Origin of the sequence: Nocardiopsis oceanisediminis (genome assembly GCF_048595525.1) — a bacterium.
GTDB classification, from domain to species: domain Bacteria; phylum Actinomycetota; class Actinomycetes; order Streptosporangiales; family Streptosporangiaceae; genus Nocardiopsis_A; species Nocardiopsis_A oceanisediminis.
In genome coordinates this window covers 3,735,755-3,754,514 of record NZ_JAFMZJ010000001.1, presented here as the reverse complement: position 1 = coordinate 3,754,514, position 18,760 = coordinate 3,735,755, and the positions used below count along the sequence as shown (strand labels likewise).

Annotated in this window: 18 protein-coding genes and 1 pseudogene; 9 read left to right on the top strand and 10 right to left on the bottom strand. The window is 75.9% G+C overall.

Annotated features, from left to right (window positions below; translation table 11 throughout):
• Window positions 1-271: 271 nt before the first annotated feature.
• Window positions 272-1,000, top strand: a complete 729-nt coding sequence (locus tag J0910_RS16780) for a Mut7-C RNAse domain-containing protein (RefSeq protein ID WP_420159462.1) — start codon at window positions 272-274, stop codon at window positions 998-1,000.
• Between the two features lie 12 nt (window positions 1,001-1,012).
• Here the strand turns inward: J0910_RS16780 and J0910_RS16775 are convergent, their stop codons facing one another.
• The gene (locus tag J0910_RS16775) at window positions 1,013-1,651 is read right to left on the bottom strand and encodes a TetR/AcrR family transcriptional regulator (RefSeq protein WP_420159461.1); all 639 of its coding nucleotides are present in this window, start codon (window positions 1,649-1,651) and stop codon (window positions 1,013-1,015) included.
• 130 nt (window positions 1,652-1,781) lie between these two features.
• On the opposite strand from J0910_RS16775, the gene J0910_RS16770 reads away from it, so the two are divergent.
• Window positions 1,782-2,708 carry a zinc-binding dehydrogenase gene (locus J0910_RS16770; RefSeq protein ID WP_420159460.1) on the top strand — a complete coding sequence of 309 codons (927 nt, stop codon included), beginning with the start codon at window positions 1,782-1,784 and terminating at the stop codon, window positions 2,706-2,708.
• Between the two features lie 137 nt (window positions 2,709-2,845).
• Here J0910_RS16770 and J0910_RS16765 read toward each other — a convergent pair whose 3' ends face one another.
• From J0910_RS16765 to J0910_RS16755, 3 genes and pseudogenes are all read right to left on the bottom strand, one after another.
• Complete coding sequence (locus J0910_RS16765; protein ID WP_420159459.1) at window positions 2,846-3,238, bottom strand: tautomerase family protein; 393 nt, start codon at window positions 3,236-3,238, stop codon at window positions 2,846-2,848.
• A gap of 139 nt (window positions 3,239-3,377) precedes the next feature.
• Window positions 3,378-3,533: pseudogene (locus J0910_RS16760) on the bottom strand (TetR family transcriptional regulator C-terminal domain-containing protein); the annotation flags it as partial.
• Window positions 3,534-3,550: 17 nt separating this feature from the next.
• Complete coding sequence (locus tag J0910_RS16755; protein WP_420159458.1) at window positions 3,551-3,862, bottom strand: TetR/AcrR family transcriptional regulator; 312 nt, start codon at window positions 3,860-3,862, stop codon at window positions 3,551-3,553.
• Window positions 3,863-3,958: 96 nt separating this feature from the next.
• On the opposite strand from J0910_RS16755, the gene J0910_RS16750 reads away from it, so the two are divergent.
• From J0910_RS16750 to J0910_RS16740, 3 genes are read left to right on the top strand one after another with little or no spacing between them, the layout of a single operon-like run.
• On the top strand, window positions 3,959-4,783 hold the full coding sequence (locus J0910_RS16750; RefSeq protein WP_420159457.1) for a metalloregulator ArsR/SmtB family transcription factor: 825 nt from the start codon (window positions 3,959-3,961) through the stop codon (window positions 4,781-4,783).
• Window positions 4,784-4,795: 12 nt separating this feature from the next.
• Window positions 4,796-5,377, top strand: coding sequence for a dihydrofolate reductase family protein (locus J0910_RS16745; protein ID WP_420159456.1), 582 nt, complete (start codon window positions 4,796-4,798; stop codon window positions 5,375-5,377).
• A 41-nt stretch (window positions 5,378-5,418) separates the two neighbouring features.
• The gene (locus tag J0910_RS16740) at window positions 5,419-6,009 is read left to right on the top strand and encodes a dihydrofolate reductase family protein (RefSeq protein WP_420159455.1); all 591 of its coding nucleotides are present in this window, start codon (window positions 5,419-5,421) and stop codon (window positions 6,007-6,009) included.
• Between the two features lie 148 nt (window positions 6,010-6,157).
• On the opposite strand, the gene J0910_RS16735 is transcribed toward J0910_RS16740, so the two are convergent.
• The 4 genes from J0910_RS16735 to J0910_RS16720 form a co-directional block, all read right to left on the bottom strand.
• Entirely contained in the window at window positions 6,158-11,623 is a 5,466-nt protein-coding gene (locus J0910_RS16735) for an ATP-binding protein (RefSeq protein WP_420159454.1), read from the bottom strand.
• A gap of 266 nt (window positions 11,624-11,889) precedes the next feature.
• Window positions 11,890-12,417 (bottom strand): class I SAM-dependent methyltransferase, encoded by a 528-nt coding sequence (locus J0910_RS16730; protein WP_420159453.1) that lies wholly within the window; start codon window positions 12,415-12,417, stop codon window positions 11,890-11,892.
• A gap of 50 nt (window positions 12,418-12,467) precedes the next feature.
• Window positions 12,468-12,650: a hypothetical protein gene (locus J0910_RS16725; protein ID WP_420159452.1), complete on the bottom strand. Its 183-nt coding sequence runs from the start codon at window positions 12,648-12,650 to the stop codon at window positions 12,468-12,470.
• 108 nt (window positions 12,651-12,758) lie between these two features.
• On the bottom strand, window positions 12,759-13,763 hold the full coding sequence (locus J0910_RS16720; protein WP_420159451.1) for a helix-turn-helix transcriptional regulator: 1,005 nt from the start codon (window positions 13,761-13,763) through the stop codon (window positions 12,759-12,761).
• A gap of 148 nt (window positions 13,764-13,911) precedes the next feature.
• Here J0910_RS16720 and J0910_RS16715 point away from each other — a divergent pair, with 148 nt between their 5' ends.
• The 3 genes from J0910_RS16715 to J0910_RS16705 all read left to right on the top strand — a co-directional run bounded on the left by J0910_RS16715 (window position 13,912) and on the right by J0910_RS16705 (window position 16,020).
• Window positions 13,912-14,307 (top strand): RidA family protein, encoded by a 396-nt coding sequence (locus tag J0910_RS16715; RefSeq protein WP_420159450.1) that lies wholly within the window; start codon window positions 13,912-13,914, stop codon window positions 14,305-14,307.
• A gap of 82 nt (window positions 14,308-14,389) precedes the next feature.
• Window positions 14,390-15,130: a VOC family protein gene (locus J0910_RS16710; RefSeq protein WP_420159449.1), complete on the top strand. Its 741-nt coding sequence runs from the start codon at window positions 14,390-14,392 to the stop codon at window positions 15,128-15,130.
• Window positions 15,131-15,264: 134 nt separating this feature from the next.
• Window positions 15,265-16,020, top strand: a complete 756-nt coding sequence (locus J0910_RS16705; RefSeq protein WP_420159448.1) for a DUF899 domain-containing protein — start codon at window positions 15,265-15,267, stop codon at window positions 16,018-16,020.
• A 600-nt stretch (window positions 16,021-16,620) separates the two neighbouring features.
• On the opposite strand, the gene J0910_RS16700 is transcribed toward J0910_RS16705, so the two are convergent.
• Window positions 16,621-17,403 carry an MBL fold metallo-hydrolase gene (locus tag J0910_RS16700; protein ID WP_420159447.1) on the bottom strand — a complete coding sequence of 261 codons (783 nt, stop codon included), beginning with the start codon at window positions 17,401-17,403 and terminating at the stop codon, window positions 16,621-16,623.
• A 91-nt stretch (window positions 17,404-17,494) separates the two neighbouring features.
• Here J0910_RS16700 and J0910_RS16695 point away from each other — a divergent pair, with 91 nt between their 5' ends.
• Window positions 17,495-18,097 (top strand): TetR/AcrR family transcriptional regulator, encoded by a 603-nt coding sequence (locus J0910_RS16695; protein ID WP_420159446.1) that lies wholly within the window; start codon window positions 17,495-17,497, stop codon window positions 18,095-18,097.
• A gap of 102 nt (window positions 18,098-18,199) precedes the next feature.
• On the opposite strand, the gene J0910_RS16690 is transcribed toward J0910_RS16695, so the two are convergent.
• Window positions 18,200-18,721 carry a GNAT family N-acetyltransferase gene (locus J0910_RS16690; RefSeq protein ID WP_420159445.1) on the bottom strand — a complete coding sequence of 174 codons (522 nt, stop codon included), beginning with the start codon at window positions 18,719-18,721 and terminating at the stop codon, window positions 18,200-18,202.
• Window positions 18,722-18,760 lie beyond the last annotated feature (39 nt).

The window sequence follows — 18,760 nt, the reverse complement described above, 5'->3', positions numbered from 1 at the left end:
CAGCGCGTCGACCAGGCTCGCGTGCAGGGGGTCGCGGGCGGGCAGTTCGCCGTGGGTGCCGGTGGCGCGGACGCGGCCGGCGCCCGGTTCGCGGGTGGTCCGGGAGCCTACCGGAGAATGGGGGGACGATCATCGCGGCCGTTCGGCCTTCTCGGGCGGGATTGGGGAGGCCGCGCGGTTGTTCTCCGGGGCGCCGCTCTTTTTCTCCGCTCCGTTCGCTGCGCCTTCCCGGCCGGATCCGGCCGAGGGCGGGGCGTGCCATCCTCGGAGGGTGGAACGCCGCGAGGTGGTGGTGCGCTTCTCCCCGGAGCTGCGGTTCTTCCTGCGGCCGCGGCACCGGGGGGAGCGGGTGCGGGCGGTCTGCGACGCCGGTGCGCCGCTGGGGCACCTGGTGCAGTCGCTGGGGGTGCCGCTGACCGAGGTGGGGGTGCTGCGGGCCGGCGGGCGCGAGGTGGGGGCGGGGTACAGGCCGGTGCCGGGGCGGGCGGTGGAGGTGGAGGGGGTGTCGTGGCCCCAGCCGGTGCCGTTCGCGCGGGTGCGGTTCCTGCTGGACGTGCATCTGGGGACGCTGGCGCGGCGGTTGCGGCTGCTGGGCGTGGACACCGCCTATGACAACGACCGGGATGACGCTTCGCTGGTGCGGCAGGCCGCGGCCGAGCGGCGGGTGCTGCTGACCCGGGACCGGGGGCTGCTGTGCCGGCGTGCGCTGCCGGCGGGCGGGCATGTGCGGGCGGAGCGGCCGGAGGAGCAGCTGCGGGAGGTGTTGGGGCGGTTCGCGCCGCCGTTGGCGCCGTGGACGCGGTGTCCGGCCTGCAACGGGCTGCTGGTGCGGGCGGCGGCCGAGGAGGTGGCCGCGGAGCTGGAGGCGGGCACCCGGGCCTGCTATGAGGTGTTCGCGCGGTGCGGGGGGTGCGGGCGGGTGTACTGGCCGGGTGCGCACCGCGGGCGGTTGGCGCGGATCGTGCGGGAGGCCGAGGAGCTGGTGGCGTCGGTGCGCTGAGCCGGGGGCGGGTCAGTCGGCCGGGGGTGCGGCGGTGGTCTCCAGGGCGGCGGGCAGGGCGTCGAAGGCGCGGGTGATCTGGGCGGTGAGGCGGGCGCGGTCGGGGGTTTCGGCGGCGGCCCAGTCGTCGACGGCGCAGTGCCAGGCGTCGAGCATGGCCTGCAGGCACAGGCGCAGGTGCAGGTCGCGGGCGGGGGGCAGGCCGGGCAGGGCGGCGAGGTCGGTGAGGATGGCGCGGGTGCGTTCGGCGCAGTGCTGCAGGCTGTGCGCGGCGACGGCGGGGGCGGTGCCGGCGAGGCGCCTGCCGGCGAGGAAGCGGGCCTCCCAGTCGTCGCTCATGTGGTCCAGGGTGGTCGGCAGTGCGTCGCGCAGGGCGCGGAGGAGGTGGCCGCGCGGGGGGTGGTCGGCGAGTTCCTGCTGGTAGGCGGCCCAGAATTCTTTTTCCGCGGCGATGGCGACGTCTTCTTTGGAGGAGTACACGCGGAAGAAGGTGGCGCGGGAGACCTCGGCGCGCTCGGCGATGCGGTCGAGGGTGACGTGGTCGTAGCCGTGGCGGGTGAACAGTTCCTGTGCGGCGTGGGCCAGGGCGCGGCGGGTGCGCAGTTTTTTGCGTTCGCGCAGCGGCAGGTGCCGTTCGGCAGGGGCGTCCATCCGCACCAGGGTACCCGGTTCCTGCGACCCGATCATATTCGAAACCGAGTCTCTTGTGCGACTTGACTTCTTTTGAGACCGGGTATCAAATTGGGGGCGTCGAGCCGCCCCCTCCCCGAGGAGAAGACCCGTGCGAGCACTCATCGTCGACCGCTCCCGCCCCGGCGCCCTGCGCCTGGCCGAGGCCCCCGACCCGGTCCCCGCCCCCGGCCAGGCGCTGATCCGCGTCCAGGCGGCCTCGCTCAACCACGGCGAGGCCGTCCACGGGCTGGACCGGGCCCGGCCGGGCGCGGTGCTCGGCTGGGACGCCGCCGGGACCGTGGTCCGCCCGGCCGCCGACGGGTCCGGCCCCCCGGAGGGCGCCCCCGTCACCACCCTCGCCCCGGACGGGGGCTGGGCCGAGCTGCGGGCGGTGCCCACCGCCCTGATCGGCGCCGCGCCCCAGGGTGCCGACCCCGGTGCGCTGGGCACCCTCCCGGTGGCCGCGGCCAGCGCGCTGCGGGCGCTGCGCCGGATGGGCCCGATCCTGGGGCGGCGCGTCCTGGTCACCGGCGCCGGCGGGGGCGTGGGGCGCTTCGCGGTGCAGCTGGCCGCCCAGGGCGGCGCCGAGGTGGTCGCCGCCACCTCCGACCCGGGCGCCCGGGGGGATGCGCTGCGGGCCCTGGGCGCCGACGAGGTGGTCGCCGGGCCCGCCGAGGCGGGCGGGGCGTTCTTCGGGGTGCTGGACAACGTCGGCGGCGCGCAGCGGGCGGCGGCCTTCGCCCGGCTGGAGGAGGGCGGGACCCTGGTGGCGGTGGGCCACTCCGCGGGGGCGGACGACGTGTTCTCGCACGGGGCGCTGTTCGGGGAGGAGGGCCACGACCGCGCCCTGGTCACCTTCCACCTGCTGCGCGAGCGCGGCCTGGCCGCGGACCTGGGGCTGCTCGCCGCCTGGACCGCCCGGGGGCGGCTGGACCCCGGCATCGCCTGGCGCGGGTCGTGGTCCAGGGCCGCCGAGGCGGTGGAGGCGCTGCGCGCCGGCCGCCTGCACGGCAAGGCCGTCCTGGAGATGGACTGAGCACCCCGCCGGAGGGAGGCCCGGGCCCCGGGCCGCGCAGCAGGGCCCGACCGGGACCTTTGGGCCCGCCGGCCGGGCCCGGGAAGGGCGCCGCGGGCGGCTCGGCCGGGGAGCCGCCGGCCGGCGGGGCCGGGGGCTCAGGCGGGCGCGGGGGCGTACTGCGCCTCGCCCTCGCCCAGCGACCAGTCGATGGAGGCGTTCTCGGTGGCGGTGACGAACACGTTGCGCGGTTCGGTGCCGGCGTGGTCGCGGGCCGGTTCGGCGATCCTGCGGTACAGCGCCCGCTTCTGGTCGGGGGTGCGCCCGGCGCGCATGGTGATCGCGATGTAGGCGATGCCCTCGTCGCGGTGCACCCCCAGGTGGTCGTCGCAGTGCAGGGCGCCGGAGCGGCCGTCGTGGTCGGTGAGGACCTGGAAGCGGTCCTCGGGCGGGACGCCGAGGGTCTCGACGAGGGCCTCGTGCACGGCGCGGCCCAGCGCCTGGAGGCGCCGGGGGCCGGCCTGCAGGGTGTCGATGCGGACGAAGGGCATGGGCGGTTCCTCCGGGATCCGGGGCGGGGACGGGAGCGGGGTCAGGGGCGGCGGGGGGGGCGAGCAGGGCCAGGGCGCCTTCGACGGCGCGGGCCTGGGCCTGGGCCGAGCCGGAGGCGCGGGCCAGGACGTAGCCGCCCTGCAGCACCGCGGCCAGGGCGGCGGCGGTGGCGGCGGGGTCCAGGCCGGCGTCCACCTCGCCGGCGGCGCGGGCCTGGGCCAGCAGGGCGGCCAGGCGCCCGGTCAGCCAGGAGAACGCCTCCTGCACCGGTGCGCGCAGGGCGGGGTCGGCCATCACGTCGGGGTCCTGGGTCAGCCGGCCGACGGGGCAGCCCTTGAGGGCGTAGCGCTCCCGGAGCAGGTAGGCGGTGATCCGCTGCAGGGGGGTGCCGGGGCGGAGAACTCGGCCTCGGCCCGGTCCCTCAGCTCTTCGGCGCTGCGTTCGATGGCGGCCAGCGCCAGGTCGGGCTTGCCGCTGAAGTGGTGGTACATGCTGCCCTGGCCGGCGCCGGCGCGCTGCTGGACGGCCCTGGGGCCGGTGCCGGTGCGGCCGCGCTCCCACAGCGGTTCGCGGGTGCTTTCGATGAGTCGTTCCCTGGTGTCCACGCCCCCCCGGTCGCACATGCCTGTAGGTGCAGAGAGGGCGGGCGGGAGGGCCCCGGAGATCCCCCCCGAAAGATTCCTTGACACGAATATTCTCTGCGGTGAATACTTCCGGGCATGGACGGACTCCTCGCCGCCCTGGCCGACCCGGCCCGGTGGCGGCTCGTGAACCTGCTCGCCGAACGGCCCCGCCCGGTCGGCGTCCTCGCCGAACTCGCCGGGGCCCGCCAGCCGCAGACCACCAAGCACCTGCAGGCCCTGGAGCGCGCCGGCGCCGTCACCTCCCAGCGCACCGGCCGGCGCCGCGTCTACGCGCTGCGCGCCGGCCCGCTGCGCGAGCTGGCCGCCGAACTCGACCGCCTCGCCGAAGCCGCCGAGCGGACCGGCGGCCCCGGCAGCGCCTTCGACCGCCACCGGCGCAGCCTGCGCACCGAGCGGCTCGCCGCCGAGCAGGGCCCGGGGTGGGCCGACGGCCGCTCCTTCGCCTTCCACCGGTCCCTGGCCGCCGGCCCCGGCGAGGTCTGGCGCCACCTCACCGAGCCCGACCTGCTCGCCCGCTGGTGGGCGCCGCAGGACCTGCGCGTCTCCGGGCTGGCCTTCGACGCCGCGCCGGGCGGGCGGATCGTCCTGGAGTACCGCGACACCGAGGACACCGGCGGCACCGACCCCGTCGCCGGGCGCGCCGAGGGCACCGTGGAGCTGGCCTCCCCCGGCGAGCACCTGGCCTACCGGCTCTCCCCGCTGCTGCCCGACGGCTCCCCTGCCTTCACCGCCCGCGTCGACCACCGGCTGCGGCCCGCCGGGGCCGGCACCGACCTACGGGTGGAGTACCGGATCACCGACAGCACCTCCCCTTCCGCCGACTTCATCGCCGGCATCGAGACCGGCTTCGGCCAGAGCCTCGACGCGCTCGCCGCGAGCATCGGCACCGACACCCCCTGACAGGAGCACACCGTGGGACGCCTGATCATCAACACCGGCATGACCGCCAACGGCGCCTTCGAGGCGCCGGCGCCCGAAGCGCACGGCGGGTGGCTGGTCACCGACCCCCACAGCATGCAGGCCGGGCTGGAGATGTGGCGGGCCGCCGACGCCATGGTGCTGGGCCGCAGGACCTACGAGGGGCTGTCCAAGGCCTGGCCCGCCCTGGCCGGCGCCCCCGGGTTCGAGGCCTACGCCGCCCGGATGAACTCCATGCCCAAGTACGTGGCCTCCCGGACCCTGAGCGGACCGCTGGAGTGGAACGCCGCCCTGCTGGAAGGCGACCCCGCCGGCGCGGTGAAGGCCCTCAAGGAGGAGCACTCCGGCGACCTCATCGTCCCCTGCGCCGGGGAACTGGCCCGCGGCCTCATCGCCGGCGGCCTGGTCGACGAGTTCTGGTTCACCGTCAGCCCCTACCTGTGGGACTCCGGGCCGCGGATCTTCGAGGGCATCGGCCCCGTCCGGCTGGAGCCCGTCTCCACCACGACCTTCCCCTCCGGCGTGGTCCGCCTGTGCTACCGGCCCGCCCCGCAGGGGGCGCCCGCCGCCGGGTGAGCGCCCGACCCCCGAACACCCGCACCCCGAGGAGGACCCCCATGACCCAGCGGAAGCGGCGCGTCGTCGCCTGGGTGACGATGTCCATGGACGGATACACCAGCGGCCCTGAGGGCACCGCCGGCGACGACTGGCTCTACCGGCACGTGGCCCACGAGGCGTCGGCCGCCCACTTCGAATCGATCTGGCGCGGCGCGAGCACGCTGCTGATGGGCCGCACGAACTACGAGGGCTTCCACTCTGTGTGGCCCGCCATCACCCGGGACCCGGCCACCGGGCCCCGCAACCGGGACCTCGGCCTGTTCCTGGACTCGGTGGAGAAGGTGGTGCTCTCCCGCACCCTGGAGACGGCCGAATGGGCCAACACCCGGATCGCCCGCGACCTGGAGGCCGAGGTCAAGTCCCTGAGGGAGGCCCCCGGCCGGGACATCCTGGCGGTCAACAGCGCCAGCGTCATCCGGGCGCTGCTGGCCGCGGACCTGGTCGACGACCTGCGGTTCGCGGTGGTCCCGGTGCTGCTGGGCGGCGGCCTGCGCCTGTTCGGCGAGGGGCTTCCGGCCTCGGAGTGGAGGCTGGTGCAGTCCACCACGCTGCCCGACGGCGCGATCGGCCTGCACTACGCCAGGGACTGACCGGGCGGGGCCCGCCCGCCCCCCCGGTGCGGCCGGGGCAGGGCCCCAGGCCGCGCCGGGGCCCACCGGGCCGTCCGGGAACGGAAAGGCCCCCGCCCCAGGGCGCCGAAGCGTCCGGGGGCGGGGGCCGGGTCCGTCCGGGGCCGGGTCAGCCCAGGCGGGCCTCGATCGCCTCGATGATGCGGGGCCGCAGCTCGGCCGCGCCGATCACCGCGTCCACCGAGCCGACCTCCACCGCGCGGCGGATGTCGTGCACCCGGTCGAACTCGGTGGCCACCTCGCCGAGCTTCTCCGCGCGCACCGCCGAGCGCAGCTCGTCCAGCTCCGCGGTGAGCGCGGCCCTGTCCGCGCCGGAGGCCGCGGCGGCGCGCGCCTCCAGGGCGGTGACCCGCTCGTCGGCGGCGGTGCGGGCGTCGACGTCGCGGGCGAAGACCACCGCGGCGGCCGGCGCGCCGCCCAGCACCGAGGCGTAGGAGCCCTCCAGCGCCAGCACGGTCATGTCCGGGTTGAGGGCCTTGGAGAAGACCACGAACGCGCCGCCGTGGTAGCGGGAGATCACGCAGAACACGATGGGGCCGCGGAAGTTGACGATCGCGCGGCCGATCTCGGCGCCGTACTCCAGCTGCAGCTTGCGCATCGACTCCGGGGAGCCGTCGAACCCGGACAGGTTGGCCAGCACCACCAGCGGCCGGTTGCCGCTGGCGGCGTTGATCGCCCGGGCGGCCTTCTTCGAGGAGCGGGGGAACAGGGTGCCGGCGGTGTAGGCGTCGGGGCCGTCGGTGGGCGGGAAGCCGCGCCGGGCCACCGAGCGGGACTCGATGCCCAGCAGGCACACCGGGATGCCGCCCATGTGCACGTCCTGCACCGCGGCGGTCTCGGCGTCGGCCATGCCCGCCCAGCGCTCCAGCACCGGGTGGTCCTGGTCGGAGACGGCGCGCATCACGGTGCGGATGTCGAAGGGCTTCTTGCGGTCGGGGTTGTGCTCGGCGGAGAAGATCTCGCCGACGGTGGCGAAGTCGCTGCCCTCGGCGGTGTGGGGGAAGGGGCGGACGTCGCGGTCGCGGGGGTCGGTGGTGGCGGCGCGGCGCGGGGCGCGCTCGCCGGGGGCGATGTAGGCGTGGTCGTAGTGGGACATCAGCACGTCGCGGGCGGCGGGCAGGTCGGGCGCCCAGTACTGGGCCTGGCCGTTGGGGCCCATGACCCGGTCGTAGCCGCCGATGCCGAAGTTGTCCTCGGCCGACACCCCGCCGGAGAAGTCCAGGGACTGCTTGCCGGTGAGCACCATCGCCGAGTCGGGGGTCATCACCAGGACGCCCTTGGTGTGCATGAGCATCGTGGCCTCGGCGTTCCAGTAGGGCTGGGCGCCGACGTTGATGCCGGCGACGACGATGTTGATCTCGCCGCCGTCCTGGGTGAACTCCACGATGCGCTTGAGGGCGGCGGCCACCCAGTCCATGTTCTCGGTGCCCGAGGACATGGAGATGCGGGCGCCGGAGGAGAGGGCGTACCACTCCAGGGGGACGCGCATCTGCTCGGCCAGGTCCAGGGCGGCGATCACCCGGCGGCACTCCGGTTCCGAGAGCGCGCCCAGCGACTTGGTGGGGTCGCCCAGCAGCACCACCCGGGTGACGCCCTGGGGGTGGCGCGGGGTGGGGGTGGTGACCACGCCCGCCACCAGTGCGGCGGTGTTGGAGCCCTTGGGGCGCTCCACCGGCACCAGGGCGTGGCCCTCGTCCAGGTCGTACTCGGTGAAGTCGCCGAGCATGCCGGTCAGCTCGTAGGGGTAGACGGTGTTGCGGGCGGCGGCGCGCAGCACCTTCTGCCGGTAGCCGTCGACCGGTTCGACCGGGTCGGTGGCGGGTTCGCCGATGGTCAGCTCGGTGCCGCCGGCGGCGTCGAAGGCGATGCGCACGGCGACCTCGGCCTGCTCGCCGGTGCCGGGGTCGCGGCGGCGCGCGATGAACAGGACCTCTTCCAGGTCGGCGCCGGCGGAGGTGGGCAGCACGCGCTTGGTGAGCATCTCCAGTTCGGCGCGGGTGAGGTCGCTGGAGGGCCAGACGTAGACGACGATCCGGTTGGTGGGGAAGCGCCTCTTGGCGGGCCGGCGGGCCTGGGCGCGGCGGATGGAGTCCAGGCAGGCGGCGACGGTCTCCTCCGCGGTGGGCAGGGCGACCAGGCGGCCGTCGGCCTCGCGCAGCGCGGTGAGGTCGCGGACCTGGGCGAAGGCCACCAGGCGGTCGTCGGAGGGGTTGTCCTTGGCGACGGCCTGGTAGAGGTAGACCTCTTCGTCGGCGGAGGGCAGCCGGGTGAGGTCGAAGGCGCCGAACCGCTCCATCTGCATGCGGCGGGCGATGTGGGGGTGCAGGCCGCGGATGAGGCGGTGCTCGGCGGTGCCCTCGGGGGAGGGGTGGAAGGTGAAGTGGTGGTGCATCACCGCGCCGCGGCTGCCGGCGACGGTGGTGGTGATCCTGCGGACCTGCTCGGGCAGGGGGTGGGCGCCGATCACCTCGAGCAGGGCGGCGGCCATCGCGTCGGGGTCGGCGGGCTGGTTCTCCCAGGACAGGTAGATGTCGGCGTCGACCGGGCGGGTGCCGCGGGCCTGGCCGGCCAGCCCGTCCAGGGCGCGGCCGAGGGCGTCGAAGGCGGCGGCGGCCGACACCACGCGGGTGCCGTCGGTCCGCTCGGCGAGGACGAAGGTGCAGTCGGCGGCGCGGGTGGTGTGCACCGCGGTGATGGCCTTGGAGCCGTAGTAGCGGCGGGTGAGGACCTCCAGCATGGCGGAGTTGTCCAGGCCGTCGCGGGTGAGGCGGCGGCCGAGCAGGCGCACCAGGGGTTCGGTGGTGCGGACCATCTCCTCGATGCGCTCGGCGCGGTCGGCGGCGTCGGGGCGGGCGTCCAGGTGGCGCAGGTGGCGGCGGACGTCGGCGTAGACGCGGGCGCGGTTGCGGCGCAGCAGGGGCTGGCCGAACCAGGCGAAGACCACGCCGCGGGCCAGGTCGGCGACGGCGGGGAAGCGGACCTGGGTGGCGGCGATGAGGCGCTCCAGGGCCAGGCCGGCGGGTTCGCGCAGCGTCTCGTCGGGCTGGGGTTCGCTCAGCCAGGTGCGCAGCAGCGCGGCGACGGTGCCGGCGTCGGCGGCGGCGCGCTGCTGGGCGAGGAAGATGCGGAAGACCGCGGCCTCCAGCTCGGGGGTGCGCTCCAGGTCGTCGATGCCGTAGTGGGCCAGGGCGGTGGCCAGCTTGGCCTGGAAGGACTCCGGAAGGCCGGCGCGCTCCACGTCGAGGCTCTGCAGGTAGGCGTGGAGGTGCTCGCGGGCGCTGTGCACGCGGTCGTCGGCGCCGGCGTCGTCCTCCCCGGAGGGGCGGTTGCGGCTGAGTTCGGCGAGGTCGGCGAAGACGCCGAGGAGGTCCAGTTCGCCGGGAAGGACGCGGTGGCCCTGCTGAGCGGCGTCGCGGCGCGCGGCGAGGTAGTCCTGGAGCGGGCGGTTGCGGTCGTGGGGGTCGGCGTCGAAGCCGAGGAGCAGGCCGTGCAGGTCCTCGCGGGCGCGGGCGAGCAGCTGGGCGGCGGGGGCGCCGCCGGGGGCGGCGGGCAGGTCCAGCTCGACGGGTTCGGCGGCGGTCTCCTCGGTGTCGCCGCCGTCGGTGAGGGGCTCCAGGCGCAGCAGCGGGGCGCCGGTCTCCACCTGGCTGCCGACCGAGACCGCGCACTCCTTGAGGCGGGCCTTGAACGGTGCGCGCAGCACCGTCTCCATCTTCATGGACTCCAGCACCAGCACGGGGGCGCCGGCCTCGACCTCGGCGCCGACCTCCAGCGGGGTGGCGATGACCAGGGCGGGGGTGGGGGAGCGCAGCACGCCGCCCTCGTCGCGGCTGACGCGGTGGGTGGTGCCGTCCACCTCGACCAGGTGGACGGGGCCGTGGGTGTCGGTGAGCAGCCGGTAGCGGGCGCCGTTGACGGTGATCTGGCCGGTGTGCCGGTCGTAGCGGTCGAGTTCGACGTCGGCGGTGCGGGCCTGGTCGCCGGCTTCGATGCCGACGCGGAAGCGGTGGGCTCCGGTGCGGGCGACGCGCACCCGGTAGCCGGTGCCGCGGAGTTTGAGGTCGAGGGGGCGGCCGCTCTCGTGCTGGACCTGGGGGCGGCCGCCGAAGGCGGTGGAGAGCAGGCGGCGGCGTTCGGCGCGCTCCTCCTCTTCGTAGGCCTCGATGGCCGCGGCGGCCAGGGCGACGGCGGAGTGGCGGTGGGAGACGAGGCCGCCTTCGGCGCGGACGCGGTCGATCCAGCCGGTGTCGGCGGTGGCGCCGGTGACCTCGGGGCGGTCGAGCAGGTCCAGGACGAAGCTCTTGTTGGTGGCGCCGCCCTCGATGATGACGGTGGTCTGGGCCATGGCGCGGCGCAGCCGGCCCAGGGCCTCGTCGCGGTCGCGGCCGTAGGCGATGATCTTGGCGATCATCGAGTCGAAGTCGGCGGGGATGGTGTCGCCCTCGGTGACGCCGGTGTCGACCCGGATGCCGGGGCCGGCGGGCAGGTCGAGGCGGGCGATGCGCCCGGGGGAGGGGGCGAAGTCGCGGTCGGGGTCCTCGGCGTTGAGGCGGGCCTCCACGGCGTGGCCGCGCTCGGCGGGCGGGCGGCCTTGGAGGGTGCCGCCGGAGGCCACGTGCAGCTGGGCCTTGACCAGGTCGAAGCCGGTGGTGGCCTCGGTGATGGGGTGCTCGACCTGGAGGCGGGTGTTGACCTCCAGGAACGCGAAGAGCTCGTCGGCGGGGTGGTAGAGGAACTCGACGGTGGCGGCGCCGCGGTAGCCGACGGCGACGGCCAGGCGCTCGGCGGAGGCCTTGAGTTCGGCGGCCTGGGCGGGGGTGAGCACCGGGGAGGCCGATTCCTCGATGATCTTCTGGTTGCGGCGCTGCACCGAGCAGTCGCGCACGCCCAGGGCCCAGGCGGTGCCCTGGCCGTCGGCGATGACCTGCACTTCGACGTGGCGGGCGCCGGTGACCAGGCGCTCCAGGAAGACGGTGCCGCTGCCGAAGGCGCGGGCGGCCTCCTGGCTGGTGCGCTCGTAGGCGTCGGCGAGCTCGTCGGGGCCGGTGATGACGCGGATGCCGCGGCCGCCGCCGCCGGCGGTGGCCTTGAGCATGAGCGGGTAGCCGATCCCGGCGGCGGAGGCCAGGGCGTCGTCGAGGGTCTCCACGGCGCCGCGGCTCCAGGGGGCGACGGGGACGCCGACCTCTTCGGCGATGAGCTTGGCGCCGATCTTGTCGCCGAGCTTGCGCATGGCGTCGGGGGAGGGGCCGACGAAGGCGACGCCGATCTGCTCGCACAGTTCGGCGAAGGCGGGGTCTTCGGCGACGAAGCCCCAGCCGACCCAGGCGGCGTCGGCGCCGGTGGCGGTCAGGGCGCGCTCCAGCGCCTTGAGGTCGAGGTAGGGGCGGGCGGAGGCGGGGCCGAGGTCGTAGGCGAGGTCGGCTTCGCGGACGAAGGCGGCCGCGCGGTCGACGTCGGTGTACAGGGCGACGGTCTCGATCCGGGTCCCGGTCTCCGCGGCGATGTCCCGTACGGCGTGGATGAGGCGCATTGCTGCCTCACCACGGTTGACGATGGCGACACGACTGAACACCAGACCGAGCCCTCCTCATAGACCGATGATGTGCGAGCCGGGGGGGGTGGTGGTCCCCCGGCAGTGTTCCAGCCTTTCGTCTGGCGGGGGGCGGTGCCATGTCGTAATCCGCTCACGCTGAGCGGCGCGAGTTGTGGAAATCGACCAAAAAGCGGGTGCTCGTCCGGGGGCGGCCGGGCCGGGGCGGTGGTGCGGGTCACCGGCGGCGCGGGCGCGCCCGCCGGCCCGGGGCCTCCTCGGGGCGCGCCGGGGAGGCCCCGGGCCGGCTACCGGTCGCGCCGCGCCCGCAGGACGGTGCCGCCGCGGGCCAGGACGGTCCAGCCGCCGCCGAGGAGGGCGGCGGCGTCGGCGGGCCGGTAGTGGCCGGCGGGGCCGGAGCCCTGTCCGGGGCGGCGGGCAGCGAACAGCAGGGTGCCGCCGGGGGCGACGGCGTCCAGCAGGCCGCGCAGCGCGGTGTGGCCCGGCCGGCGGGGGACCGGGAAGTGGTGGAGCCAGACCAGGTCGAAGGAGGCGGGCGGCGGGGGCGCCTCGTTCAGGTCGCCGCAGGCCCAGGCGATCCGGCCGGCGACGTCGGCGGAGGCGGCGGCGGCGCGGCGCAGGGCCGCCCGGGAGAGGTCGACGGCGGTGACCTTCCAGCCGCGCCGGGCCAGCCAGAGCGCGTCGGCGCCTTCGCCGCAGCCGGCGTCGAGGGCCTGCCCGGGTTCCAGGCCGGAGGCCTCGGCGACCAGCAGCGGGGCGGGGGCGCGGGGGGAGCCCCGGTCGCGGTGGGTCTCCTCCAGGGGGTGCGTGTCCATGCCGCTGCTCTTGTCCTCTGCTTCGCGGGGCGCCCGCCTTGCGCGGGCGGTCACAGGCCGTGCCGCCGGTCGCCGAGGACCTGGGTGCGGATGCGGGCCTCGGCGGCGGGGGAGAACGGGGCGGCGTCCTCCTGCGGTGCCCGGCGGGTGCCGGGGGCGGTGCCCGGTCGCGCTCCGCCCGGCCGGGGCGCTCCGCCGCGGGCGGTTCCGGTCCTGTTCCTGTCGCGGGTCATGGTGACCACCTCCGGGGCCAATCTGGCCCCGGAGGCGGCCGGGTGGCGAAGTTCTTTGCGGAAACCGCAAAAACCGGGGTGCGGCGGGCGGGTGCGCACCGGGGCCCGCTACCGGCCCTCCCCGCCCCGGCCGGGCGGGTCCGGCGGCGCCGCGTAGCGGGCGGCGATCGCGGCGGCGCGGTCGCGCAGGCGGGTGCGCAGCCACTGCGGGGAGAGGGCCTCGGCGTCCGCGGCGAGCCGCCACAGCGCCCATTCGGCGTGCCTGGCGTCCTGGAAGGCCAGCTCCAGCCGGAGCCGGCCGTCGGGCTCGGGTTCTTCGGCGCCGACGGCCAGGGCGGTGCCGGCCAGGTCCTCCCGGCGCTCCGGGGCCACCCGCGCCACCACGTCGACCCGGTCGCCGCCGGTCCGGAACCGGGTGCTGCGCTCCTTCCAGGCGCGGTCCAGGTCGACCCGGTCCGGGCGCTGCGCGGGTTCGGTCAGCTCCTCGGCGTCCAGGACCCGGGAGAGCCGGTAGGTGCGGTCCTGGCCGGCCCGGGTGGCCAGCAGGTAGCCCCGGCCCCGCACGGTGACCAGTCCGATCGGGTCCACGGTGCGCCATTCGGGGTCCCGGCCGGCGGCCGCGTAGCGGATGCGCAGCCGGCGGCCGGCGAGCACCGCGCGGCGGACACCGGCCATCGCGCCCCCGGGCGCCTCCTCGGCGGCCGCGGGGCGGGCGAGGAGGTCGGTCTCGGGGTCGATGAGCAGCCGCCGGGCGGCGTCGGCGGCGGCGGCCCGGTCGCTTTCGGGCAGGGCGTCGACCACCTTGCGCATGGCCGAGGCGAGGGCCGCGCCGAGGCCGAAGGCCTGGGCGCCGCGCCGTGATCCCGCGACCAGCAGGGCGAGGGCCTCGTCGTGGTTGAGCCCGGTGAGCTCGGTCCGGAAGCCGGGCAGCAGCGCGAACCCGCCGTGCCGGCCGCGTTCGGCGTAGACCGGGACGCCGGCCGCGGACAGCGCCTCGATGTCGCGCTGCACGGTGCGGGCGGAGACCTCCAGCTCGCGGGCGAGTGCGGCCGCGGACATCCGGCCGTGCCGGCGCAGCAGCAGCACCAGCGAGACCAGCCGGTCGGCGCGCATGGGCGAACCCTATCGAAATACACGACAGCGGGTGTCGTGATTGGTTGGCAGGCTCGTCGGGAACGGCGCCGGAGGCGGCGGCCGCCGACCGGGCGGCCGCGCGCGGCGCCGATGGAGCGAACGGAGCCGGTGGGTGATGGAGAGAACCGTGGAGAGAACGGCGGTCAACCCGTGGCCGTGGTCGGCGGAGATGGGTTACGACCAGGGCGTGGTCGTCTCCGGGGGCACCCGGACCCTGTACTGCTCGGGGCAGGCCGCGATGGGCGGCGACGGAGGGCCCCGGCACCCCGGGGACATGGCGGCGCAGCTGGCGCTGAGCCTGGAGAACCTGGAGGCCGTCCTCGGCGAGGCCGGGATGTCGCTGGCGGACCTCGTCCGGCTCAACGTCTACACCACCGACGTCGACCTGCTCTTCCGGCACTACGGCGCGCTGGCGTCGCGGCTGGGCGCCGCCGGGGCCGCGCCGCCCACCACGATGCTCGGGGTGGTCCGGCTGGCGGTCCCCGGCCTGATGGTGGAGCTGGAGGGGACCGCCGTCGCGTGATGCGGCCCCGGGGGTGTGCGGGCCGGCCGGCCCGCACACCCCCGGCGGTCCGCCGCGCCCGCCCGGGCATAGGCTCTGCGCCATGGCATTGCGACTCGTCCAGGTGAACTTCAAGGCCCGCGACCACGAGGCCCTCGGCCGGTTCTGGGGGGACGCGCTCGGCTGGGAGCTGTCCAGCGAGGGGCCCGGGGTGACCAACGTCGAGCCCCCGGGCTTCGCCTGGCCGGACCCCGCCGCCGTCTGCGTCGACGTCGTCGGGGTCCCGGACCCCGAAACGGTGCGGTACGGGGTGCACCTCGACCTCGCCACCGCCTCCGAGGCCCACCGGGCGGAGCTGGTCGCCCGGTTGGAGGAGCTCGGTGCGACGCCCGCCGACGTGGGCCAGGGCGACGTCCCCTGGACGGTCCTGGCCGACCCGGAGGGCAACGTGTTCTGCGTGCTGGAGCCCCGGGAGGCCTACCGGGACACCGGGCCGATCGCGGCGGTGGTGGTCGACTGCGCGGACCCGCGGGCCATGGCCCGCTTCTGGGGCGGTGCGATCGACTGGACCCTGCACGAGGTGACCGACGACCGCGCGGTGCTGCGCTCTGCCGAGGGGGTCGGGCCCTACCTGGAGTTCCTCCGCACGGCCGGCGAGAAGAGCGTGTGGAACCGCATCCACCTCGACGTGATGCCCTACGCCGGCGACGACCAGGCGGCGGAGGTGGCGCGGCTGGAGGCCCTCGGCGCCACCGGCATCGACATCGGCCAGGGCGACGTGCCGTGGAGGTGCCTCTCCGACCCCGAGGGCAACGAGTTCTGCGTCCTCGGCGCGGGCGGCTGACGCGCCGGCGCTCCGGGCGGCCCGGCCGCTCGCCCTTCCGCTCCGCGCCCGCCTCCGGGCCGCTTGTGCATGCGCGCCGGCGGCTCCTACGATGAAACCGGTTGCATGCCGAGATCGGCCTAGGGGGCTCTGACATGTCTCCGGAAGACCTCCCCGAAGTGGTGTCGCGCGAGGAGTGGCTCGCCCGCCGCAAGGAGCTCCTCGCGCGGGAGAAGGAGCTGACCCGGCACCGCGACGAGGTCAACGCCGCCCGCCGCCGGCTGCCGATGGTCGAGATCACGAAGGACTACGCCTTCGAGGGGCCGCGCGGCGGCGCCGGGCTGGCGGACCTCTTCGAGGGGCGCGGCCAGCTGGTGGTCTACCACGCCATGTTCGGCCCCGGCGCCGGCGAGGCCTGCCCGGCCTGCTCGTTCTGGATCGACAACGTGGGCCGCCTCGTCCACCTGCACGCCCGCGACACCTCGCTCGCGGTCGTCTCCAGGGCGCCGCTGGCCGAGCTCGAGCGCTACAAGCGGCGGATGGGCTGGTCCATCCCGTGGTACTCCTCCCACGGCGGCGACTTCAACTACGACTTCCACGTCAGCTTCGACGCGTCGGTCGCACCGGTCGAATGGAACTACCGGGACTACGCCGACCTGGTGCGGGAGAACCCGGACTGGGAGGGCTACACCGGGGAGGAGATGGGCGTGAGCGCCTTCCTGCGCCTCGGCGACCGGGTCTTCCACACCTATTCCTGCTACGGGCGCGGCATCGACCTGCTCAACGGCACCTACAACTGGCTCGACCTCACCGCCCGCGGCCGCCAGGAGGACTGGGAGCGGCCGCCCGGCCGCGCCGACGGCCCCGCCATGGCCTGGCTGCGGCGCCACGACGAATACGGGCCCGTCTGAGGGAGGCCCCGCAGGGGCGGCGCCGGCGGGGGCCATCCGCCCTCCCCGCGGACCGCCCCTGACCCCGGCGCGGCCGCGCCGGCCCCGCCGCCGCTTCGGCATCCGCGGCCCTCTCCGCCTCCGCACCGCCCGACCGCCGGGCGCGCTCTCGGAGCCGTTTCGCCGCCCCTCCATGCCCTTCAAAACGTAGCGTTGCGAAATAACGTAACACTGAAAACGTTACTCAAAATCATGGGCCGATTCGCCAACGGAAAAGCGGAAAATCCTGGCCTCCGATAAGCGGGGCTTCACGGAGGTCAGACAACCAGGGTTGACAAAGAGGGTGAGGGGCGCCCGCGGGGAGGCTGCAACGCTATTCCCCGGCCCGGGAGGCCGGAGGCCTCCGCGCAGGTCGGCGCCGCCGCGGAGGCCCGCCCGCGGCGCCGCCGGAGGCGCGGTCGGCGGCGAGGCGCGCCGCTCCGGCGGCGGAGGCTCCGGCGGGCGCCGCAGGCGGCCGAGGGCCGGCCCGTTCCGCCGGCGGAGGCGCGGGACGGAACCGGGCGGCCGGCGGCGCGGAGAGGAAGCGGCCCGGCGCACCGCCTGCGGCGCGGCGGGGCCCGGTCAGGTGGCCAGGTCCAGCCATTCCCCGAGGGCCGGCACGCGTGCGCGCCGCCCGGCGTGCGCGCGGAACTCCTTCTCCGGGTCGGAGACCTCGGTGTAGCCCGCGGCCTTGTCCGGCTGCTCCGCCTCGTAGTGCATCGGCACCGCGTACCGGGCGCCGAGGATCTCCGCGGCCGCGGCGGCCTGCCCCGGGTCCATCGCGGCGGGCAGCGGGCTCGGCGGCTGCAGGTGCGGCACGTCGACCACCGCGCCGTTGGCGGGCAGGAACACCGCGTCGAAGGGGCCGAACCGGCGCGCGATGAGCCACCAGTAGCCGTGGAACATCGTGTCGCCGCCGTGGAGCAGGCGCTGATCGTCGGCCTGGACCACCCAGTTCAGCTGCGGGTCGCCCAGCCCGTCGACGGCGGGGACCGCGGTGGCGCGGAACGGCCCGACCTCGCGGGTGGACCAGGCGTCCACGGCTTCGGCGGCCGGCCGGTGCAGGGCCAGCTCGCGCTCGGCGAGAAGCGTCGCGGCGTCGTCCGCGCCGTCTCCGGGGCCGGGCGCCGGCCGCAGCACCGGCGCCCCCGGTACCAGCGCGTCCGCGAGCGCGGCCGCGTCGGTGTGGTCCCGGTGCAGGTGGGTGAGGAGCGCGGCGGCGGCCTTCCCGCTCGGCTCCGTCAGCCCTTCGCCGGGCCTCCATCCGGGGAACAGGGGTGAGAGGTCCCGTACGTAGTCGATCAGCAGCCGCTCGCCGCCCGCCTCGATCTCCAGTCCGGCCCAGCCCAGTCGTCGCGCCCGCATCCCGCACTCCTTCGCTCCGGTGGTCGCCGCAAATTTAGCGTACGGTCGTTCACTGAATCAATAGCGAACGCGCGTACGCTATCTTTGTCGCATGTCACCACGACGCTCAGCGGCCGAAGCACAGGCGACCAGGGGCCGGATCCTCGGCCGCGCCGCCGAGATCGCCTCCGAGGAAGGGCTGGAGGGCATCACCATCGGCCGGCTCGCCGAGGAGCTGCAGATGAGCAAGTCCGGAGTGCACAAGCACTTCGGCACCAAGGAGGCGCTGCAGATCTCCACGCTGGACAAGGCGTTCGTGGACTTCTGGCACCGGGTGGTCGAGCCCTCGCTGGCCGAGCCGCCGGGGCTGCGGCGGCTGCGCGCGGTGTGCGCCGGCTCCGTGGACTACCTGGAGGAACCGCTGCTGCCCGGCGGCTGCCTGATGACCGCGGCGCTCACCGAGTACGACGGCCGCCCCGGCCGGGTCCGCGACGCGGTGGCCGAGGTGTGGTCGCGCTGGCGGGAGCGGCTGCGGGCGGACCTGGCCGCGGCGGTGGACGGCGGCGAGCTGCCCGCCGGGTTCGACGTCGACCAGGCGCTGTTCGAGATCGTCGCCGCCGGGCTGGCGCTGAACGCGGCGATGCAGCTCCAGCGCGACCGGGCGGCCGCGGGCCGGGCCCGCCGCGCGATCGAACGGGCCCTGGACCAGTCCTGACCGCGCACCGGAGCCTTCGGGGCACCGGGCCCGCCGCGCCGAGGGCGGGGCGCCCCGGGGAGGGGCGCCGGTGCGGGCGCCCCTCCCCGGGGCCGGGCCGGCCTACTCCGGCCGGTAGGCGGAGACGGCTTCGGCCATGGGCCCGGAGAAGCCCATGTCGCCGGCCGGGATGGGACCGCCGTCGAGGCTCATCACCATGGCGCCCTCGCCGGGGCCGGCCGACAGCGTGCAGGTGACGCGGTGGGCGCTCGCCTGCTCGAAGCCGAAGCGGGGGTAGTAGCCGGGGTGGCCGAGGACGAGCGCGAACCGCTCGCCCATGGCTTCGGCGGCCTCCAGGCCCTGCCGGATGAGGGCGCCGCCGATCCCCCTGTTCTGGTGGCCGGGGGCGACCGAGACCGGGGTCAGCAGGATCGCGGGGGTGTCCCCGATGCTCGCGCGGGTGTAGAGGCAGTGCCCGATGATCTCGCCGTCGTCGTCCTCGGCGACCAGGGAGAGGCCGGGGATCCAGGAGGCGTCGGCGCGCAGGGCGTCGACGAGTCCGGCCTCGTCGGCGGAGCCGAAGGCGGCGGCGGTCACCTCCCGCACGGCCTGGACGTCCTCGGGGGTCTCGGTGCGGATGCGCACTGTCGGTGCTTCCTTTCGCGGTGCGGCCGGTTCCGGGCG

What these genes read in the sequence shown, in the direction of transcription:
- J0910_RS16775 (WP_420159461.1), bottom strand. Translation starts at nt 1,651, where the DNA reads ATGGACGCCCCTGCCGAACGGCACCTGCCGCTGCGCGAACGCAAAAAA.
- J0910_RS16765 (WP_420159459.1), bottom strand. Translation starts at nt 3,238, where the DNA reads ATGCCCTTCGTCCGCATCGACACCCTGCAGGCCGGCCCCCGGCGCCTC.
- J0910_RS16755 (WP_420159458.1), bottom strand. Translation starts at nt 3,862, where the DNA reads ATGTGCGACCGGGGGGGCGTGGACACCAGGGAACGACTCATCGAAAGC.
- J0910_RS16750 (WP_420159457.1), top strand. Translation starts at nt 3,959, where the DNA reads ATGGACGGACTCCTCGCCGCCCTGGCCGACCCGGCCCGGTGGCGGCTC.
- J0910_RS16740 (WP_420159455.1), top strand. Translation starts at nt 5,419, where the DNA reads ATGACCCAGCGGAAGCGGCGCGTCGTCGCCTGGGTGACGATGTCCATG.
- J0910_RS16730 (WP_420159453.1), bottom strand. Translation starts at nt 12,417, where the DNA reads ATGGACACGCACCCCCTGGAGGAGACCCACCGCGACCGGGGCTCCCCC.
- J0910_RS16725 (WP_420159452.1), bottom strand. Translation starts at nt 12,650, where the DNA reads ATGACCCGCGACAGGAACAGGACCGGAACCGCCCGCGGCGGAGCGCCC.
- J0910_RS16720 (WP_420159451.1), bottom strand. Translation starts at nt 13,763, where the DNA reads ATGCGCGCCGACCGGCTGGTCTCGCTGGTGCTGCTGCTGCGCCGGCAC.
- J0910_RS16710 (WP_420159449.1), top strand. Translation starts at nt 14,390, where the DNA reads ATGGCATTGCGACTCGTCCAGGTGAACTTCAAGGCCCGCGACCACGAG.
- J0910_RS16705 (WP_420159448.1), top strand. Translation starts at nt 15,265, where the DNA reads ATGTCTCCGGAAGACCTCCCCGAAGTGGTGTCGCGCGAGGAGTGGCTC.
- J0910_RS16700 (WP_420159447.1), bottom strand. Translation starts at nt 17,403, where the DNA reads ATGCGGGCGCGACGACTGGGCTGGGCCGGACTGGAGATCGAGGCGGGC.
- J0910_RS16695 (WP_420159446.1), top strand. Translation starts at nt 17,495, where the DNA reads ATGTCACCACGACGCTCAGCGGCCGAAGCACAGGCGACCAGGGGCCGG.